The sequence below is a fragment of the Micromonospora sp. NPDC005215 genome (genome assembly GCF_040607915.1).
GTDB lineage: Bacteria > Actinomycetota > Actinomycetes > Mycobacteriales > Micromonosporaceae > Micromonospora.
In genome coordinates this window covers 104620-109980 of sequence record NZ_JBEXHQ010000025.1, presented here as the reverse complement: position 1 = coordinate 109980, position 5361 = coordinate 104620, and the positions used below count along the sequence as shown (strand labels likewise).

The 5361-nt window shown below is 70.7% G+C and carries 3 protein-coding genes; all 3 read left to right on the top strand.

What is annotated here, in order from left to right; translation table 11 throughout:
• Positions 1–380: 380 nt before the first annotated feature.
• A complete protein-coding gene (ccrA, locus tag ABZU25_RS19815) occupies positions 381–1736 on the top strand; it encodes a crotonyl-CoA carboxylase/reductase (protein WP_355030817.1) in 1356 nt (451 codons plus the stop codon).
• 343 nt (positions 1737–2079) lie between these two features.
• Positions 2080–3339 carry a DivIVA domain-containing protein gene (locus ABZU25_RS19810; RefSeq protein WP_355030808.1) on the top strand — a complete coding sequence of 420 codons (1260 nt, stop codon included), beginning with the start codon at positions 2080–2082 and terminating at the stop codon, positions 3337–3339.
• Positions 3340–3517: 178 nt separating this feature from the next.
• A partial coding sequence (locus ABZU25_RS19805; protein ID WP_355030807.1) for a hypothetical protein occupies positions 3518–5361 on the top strand: 1844 nt, incomplete at its 3' end.

Genomic DNA, 5361 nt, shown 5'->3' with positions numbered 1-5361 from the left:
GTCTCGGGGTGGACATCGACGAGGAGGGTGGGGATCGGGTTGATTGAGTGCCTGTGGCTTGGTGCCTGCTGGCACTGGAGTGGCAGACTGACGACCCACGTCCCGCGCCCCGCGCGCCCCCCGGCGCCCCGAGCGCCCTCCGAAGCCGTCGGCCGCGCACGTCAGTGCGCGGTTGGCGGGGTGGCCGGACACCTTCACGCATCGGCGGATGCAGTTTTTCACAGAGGACTTCCCGGCCTAGCTACCGTTCAGTAACGTCCGGCCCCACCGGAGCGCGACGGGGTCGGATGTATCGAATGCCGACATGGCGGTCGTGCCCCACCGGCGCCGACGATGGCAGCACCCGGGCCCGTGCGGGTGCGGACGAACCGGAGGTCACCGTGCAGGACATCCTCGAAGCAATCATGGCGGCGGAGGAATCAAGCGATCCGGACCGCGAACTCGCCGGCGTCGCCGGGCTGCCCGTACCGGAGAGTTACCGAGGCGTGGTGGTCCGCGCCGAGGAGGCCCGGATGTTCGACGGCATGGCCACCCGGGACAAGGACCCGCGCAAGGCGTTGCACGTCCAGGAGGTGCCGACGCCGGAGCTGGCGCCGGGCGAGGCGTTGGTCGCGGTGATGGCCAGCGCGATCAACTACAACACGGTGTGGACCAGCATCTTCGAGCCGCTGCCCACGTTCAGGTTCCTCCAGCGCTACGGCCGGGTCTCCGAACTGACCCGCCGGCACGACCTGCCGTACCACGTGGTCGGCTCGGACGCGGCGGGCGTGGTGCTGCGCACCGGTCCCGGGGTGACCCGGTGGGCACCCGGCGACGAGGTGGTCGCGCACTGCCTCTCCGTCGAGCTGGAGGACGCCGCCGGGCACGACGACACCATGCTGGACCCGCAGCAGCGGATCTGGGGCTTCGAGACCAACTTCGGTGGGCTCGCCGAGCTGGCGGTGGTCAAGGCCAACCAGCTGATGCCCAAGCCACGGCACCTGAGCTGGGAGGAGGCGGCCAGCCCCGGGCTGGTCAACTCCACCGCGTACCGGCAGCTCGTCTCGCACCACGGGGCCAACATGAAGCAGGGCGACGTGGTGCTGATCTGGGGCGCCTCCGGCGGCCTCGGCGGGTACGCCACCCAGATGGCGCTCAACGGCGGCGCGATCCCGGTCTGCGTCGTCTCGTCGCCGGAGAAGGCGGAGCTGTGCCGCCGGATGGGCGCGGAACTGGTCATCGACCGGGCGGCGGAAGGTTTCCGCTTCTGGAAGGACGAGGAGACCCAGGACCCGGACGAGTGGAAACGCTTCGGCGAGCGGATTCGCGAGCTGACCGCCGGCGAGGACCCGGACATCGTCTTCGAGCACCCGGGTCGGGAGACGTTCGGCGCCAGCGTCTACGTGGCCCGGCGCGGTGGGACCATCGTCACCTGCGCCTCCACGAGCGGCTTCCAGCACCAGTACGACAACCGCTACCTCTGGATGCACCTCAAGCGGATCGTCGGCAGCCACTTCGCCAACTACCACGAGGCGTGGCAGGCCAACCGCCTGGTCGCGCTCGGCAAGGTGCACCCGACGGTGTCCCGCACCTACTCGTTGGAGCAGACCGGTCAGGCCGCGTACGAGGTGCACCGCAACGCCCACCAGGGCAAGGTCGGAGTGCGTTGCCTCGCACCCACTGACGGTCTGGGCGTACGCGACGGGGAGCTGCGGGCCCGGCACGAGGACGCGATCAACCGCTTCCGGGGGCACTGACCGGGACCGCCGGCCCGGGGAGGCATCGACCGGCACCGCCGACCCGGGGAGACCGCGTCCGGCCGCCGGACGGACGGATGAACGCTCGATGGCCAATGCGGTGATCGCACATTGTTCTTCCGCTCCCATTAGCGAGAAACCCACCCGGATCGAACAAAGGGCCTCGGGGTAGCCCCGGGGCCCTTTTCCACGTCACGCTGCGTGGCGCCCGACCCGCCCGGGACCTGCCAAGATCGCCGATTGGTCCCGCCCCGCCGATGGTGGGAGTTGACCATGTAAAGAGGCCACGAAAGCTGCGCACCGCTCTTGCGAAGCACCCTGGGGCGTCTGCCAGTATGTCCCAATGCCCCAGCAGCAGTCCTCCCCTCTCGCGTTCTTCGATAACGCGAACTCGCAGCCAGACTTCACCGTCGGCCTACGCGGTTACAACACTCACCAGGTCGATGACTTCCTCGGCCGGATGACCGCCGCGCTGACCCAGTCCGAGCAGGCCCGTGCCGAGGCCGAGCAGCGGATGAACGACGCCCAGCGTCGGCTCCGCCAAGCCGAACAGCGCATGAGTGCGCTGGAGCAGAAGCTCACCGACACGAACAAGCAGCTCGAAGAGAACAGCCGGCCCACCCTCTCCGGGCTCGGCACCCGCGTCGAGCAGATCCTCCGGCTCGCCGAGGAGCAGGCCAACGACCACCGCAACGAGGCCAAGCGCGAGTCGGAGGGCATCCTCTCCGCCGCCCGCCTCGAGGCCCGCGAGATCACCGACAAGGCGCGTGCCGAGGCCGCGGCCATGAAGGCCAGCGCCGAGCGCGAGGCGGGCAACCTGCGTACGGCCGCCGAGCGCGAGGCCGCCGAGGTCCGGGTGCAGGCCCGCCGTGAGGCTGACACGCTGCGCGCGGACGCCGACCGTGAGACCAAGCAGCTGCGTACCGTCACCGCGCACGAGGTGGCCGAGCTGAAGTCGACAGTCGAGCGGGAGGTGGCCACCCTCCGTGCCACCGCCGAGCGGGAGATCACCCAGCACCGGTCGAAGGCCGCCCGCGAGGCCGAGGAGAAGCGCGCCGAGGCGACCAAGCTGCTCACCGACGCGCGGGACAAGCGCGACAAGGACCTTCAGGCTCTGGAGCTCCAGCTGGCCGAGCGGCGGGAGAAGGCCGAGCGCGAGGAGTCCGAGCGGCACGCCTCCCAGGTCGCGCAGACCCAGAAGATGGTAAGCGAGGCCGAGCAGCGTGCTCGGGCCGCGCAGGAGCGGGCGAAGGAGATCGAGCAGCGCGCCGAGGCTCGCCGGGTCGAGTCGGAGCGCAACGCCGCCGAGACGCTGGACAAGGCCAAGGCGCACTCCGAGAAGACGCTCAACGACGCCAAGGCCGAGTCGCAGCGCCTGCTCTCCGAGGCCCGCACCGAGGCGGAGTTGACCACGCAGGCCGCCCGCCGCGAGGTCGACGACCTCACCCGGCAGAAGGACGCGGTCACCTCGCAGCTGGGCCAGATGCTCTCCGGGCTCGCCGGCATCGTGCCGGGGATGCCAGCGGCCGCTCCGGCGGCCAAGCCGGAGGCCAAGAAGACCGATGGCGGTCAGGAGCGGGTGTCGGCGGAGACCGCCGGCTGACACGAGGCGTCAGGTCGGGGCATCGACGGCGCGAGGTGACACCGGGTAACCGGTGCAACCTCGCGCCGTATGCGTTTCCCAACCGGTGGTATCCCCGCGCTCGCAACGGAGTGAAGTAGCTCGCACAAGGCGCGTCCGTATCGCCCCAGCAGGCCCTGTTGCGTGTGAGGATGGGGGCATGTCGCACGGCGAGGAACTGTTCGCTCTCGGCGGGGACGTGACGACGGAGCCCAGCTTCGAGTCCGCTCTGCGGGGGTACGAGAAGAAACAGGTTGATCGGTATGTCGCGCGTGCTGAGCACGAGATCGCGACCCTCGCCTCCGAACGGGAACAGGCGTATACACAGATCCACAAGCTCGCCGGCCAGGTCGAGGTGCTCCAGCGTGACCTGACGCAGGTGCGCAAGAAGATGAACGTGGTCGACCCGGCCTCGCTCCGCCACCTCGGCCCACTCGTCGACTCGATCGTGACGCAGGCCCAGGAGTTGGCCGAGAAGGTCGTGTCCGATGCGAACGTGGAGATCGAGGCCCGCCGTGCCGCGGCCGAGCACATCATCGAGGAGGCCCGCGAGCAGGCCGCGCGGGCACTGAAGGACTTCGAGATCGCCCTCGCCGCGCGACGCTCGGAGGAGGAGCGGCACAGCGCCGCCCGGCGGGCCGAGGCCGAGGCCACTCTGCGGTCCGCCAAGGACGAGTCGGCGCAGTTGCGCAAGGCGGCGCAGGACGCGCTGGCGAAGGCCCAGCAGGAGGCCACCCAGCTGCGGGACAGCGCCAAGGAGATCCACGCCCGGGCCCAACAGGAGTCGACCAAGCTACGCGAGACGGCCCGCGAGACGTTGGCCAACGCCCGGCAGGAGGCCAGCGACCTGCGCGAGGCCGCCAAGGAGGTGCATGCCAAGGCCCTCCAGGAGGCCAAGCGGCTCACCGACACCGCGACCGAGGCCGGCCGGGCCAGCCACGCCAAGGCGCAGCAGGAGGCAAAGCAGATCATCGACGATGCGTCGATGGCCGGGCGGGCCACCCGCGCCAAGGCGCAGCAGGAGGCGGAGCGGCTGACCACGCAGGCCGCCGAGGCGGCCAAGCGCAGCCGCGCCGACACCGAGGCGTACGTGCAGCGGATGCGCACCGAGACCGAGGCGTACGTGCAGCACACCCGGGCGCAGACCCAGCAGGAGCTGGGCGCGTGGCGGGCCGGCGTGGAGCAGGAGGTCAACTCGCGTCGGGAGGCGGCCGACCGGGAGTTGGCGCAGCGTCGGTCCACTGCCGAGCAGGAGTTCGCCAAGCAGCGCGACGAGCTGGACAAGCAGCACAAGTCCCGCCAGCAGGAGCTGGAGACCGGGTTCGCCAGCCGTCAGCAGGAGTTGGAAACGGGTTTCACCACCCGCCGCGACGAGTTGGAAACCGGGTACACGAGCCGCAAGAACGAACTGGAGACCGAGTACTCCACGCGTAAGAACGAGATCGAGCAGGGCGCGGCCGGGATTCGTCAGGCGGCCGAACAGGACGCGGCGGCTCTCCGCCAGCGGTCCGAGGCAGAGGCCGCCGAGCTGCTGAGCCGGGCCGAGACCGAGGCCGGCGACAAGCGCCGCGAGGCCGACGAGCATGTCGCGGCCTCCCGTCGACAGTTCGAGGAGTACGCGGCCACCACCCAACAGCACCTGGCCACCACCCAGCAGCACCTGGCGGCCACCCAGCAGGAGTCGGCGGCGGGCCGACAGCAGCTCGCCCACGTGATGCTGGAGATCGCCCAGGCCCAGCAGCAACTCGCAGACCTGCGGCAGGAGACCTGGAAGTCCCGGCAGGAGTCCGACGAGCTCAAGCGGCAGATGGCCGAGCTGCGGTTGCCGAGCGTCGACGGCAAGACCGCCGGCGGTGGGGTGAGCAGGAGCGCGACCGACGACGGCGCGACCGGCACGGCGACCGCCGACGCGGGCACGACGACCACCGACGCGGGCACGTCGACCGGGTCCGGCACGACGACCACCGACGCGGGCACGACGACCGCCGACGCGGGCACGACGAC